1 protein-coding gene is annotated in these 953 nt (G+C 62.9%); it reads right to left on the reverse strand.

Translation table 11 applies throughout. The features are described 5' to 3' along the window. The coding region (locus tag WH91_RS10310; protein ID WP_046170933.1) for a hypothetical protein at nt 1-903 on the reverse strand (903 nt) is incomplete at its 3' end. Nucleotides 904-953: the final 50 nt, after the last annotated feature.

Raw genomic sequence — 953 nt, forward strand, 5'->3', positions numbered from 1 at the left:
CTGCGAGGGGAGATCATACTCTCCGTACCGCTCTGTCTTCGCGTGCTGCTTGGCCCGCATCGCATCATAGTCCCAGATTCGGAGCGTCAGCTCCTGGTCGAGACCGCGGTCGCCAGTTCCGTCGCCGGCGAGGAGCCAGGCAAACAGGCCGTCGAGAAACTGTACATCCAGCAGATCGCCAATTTGGCGCTCCGGCTCTCCGCGCCAGGCATCGTCACCGGCAAGAAAGTTTCGCATTTCCCGATCGAACCGCATCCGTCCGACCGCGGCAGCAACGCGCTTGAAATCGAGAGCCTCAATTGTCGTCGCCTCGCCGCTCAGCCGGAACCGCCGAAGGCGGGCCAACCAGACGCCCCAAACCGTCGCTGCCGCTTCTTCGTCGTCGTCGCGGGGCATCAAGAGCACCAGGCCCGACCACAGAACACCGAGCTGCAGGAGGCGCCACCAAGCGTCACCAAGCGCTTCGCGCCAGGCGACAGCGAGATCCATGATCACCCTTGCGACTTGCAGGTCGCCGGTTGTCAACAGTCGAACTAGATTGTGCTCGCACTCCAGGTTAGAGCGGTCTTCCAGCCACAGATGCATCGTGGCGTGAGCTGCAAATGCCAGATCGTTGCTGGTGCGGCCAAAGCGGCGGCCCCTGACGGCCGCAACGTTGGTCGGGATGTCGGCAACAGTGGCTCGGACGACTTCGATGGACCGGGCTTGGGCGGCCGGGTTGGTAGCTAACCAATCATTGGCGAGGACCAACAGCGTTGCGGCCGCCGCCACCACACCCCCCGCCTTATCATCGTCGTCGGGTTCGGCTCCTCCGTTCTCCACGAAACTAAAGAGGTACTCTGCCTCCGAGGAGTTGAGAGCTTGTCCCGAGCTTAGCCTGTCCCGGCAGCGATCGGGCAGCATCAGGTGCTCGAGTGACTTGCTTTGACCCCTCTGCCAAGCACGAACTTCCG

The sequence above is a fragment of the Devosia psychrophila genome (genome assembly GCF_000971275.1).
Lineage (GTDB): Bacteria > Pseudomonadota > Alphaproteobacteria > Rhizobiales > Devosiaceae > Devosia > Devosia psychrophila.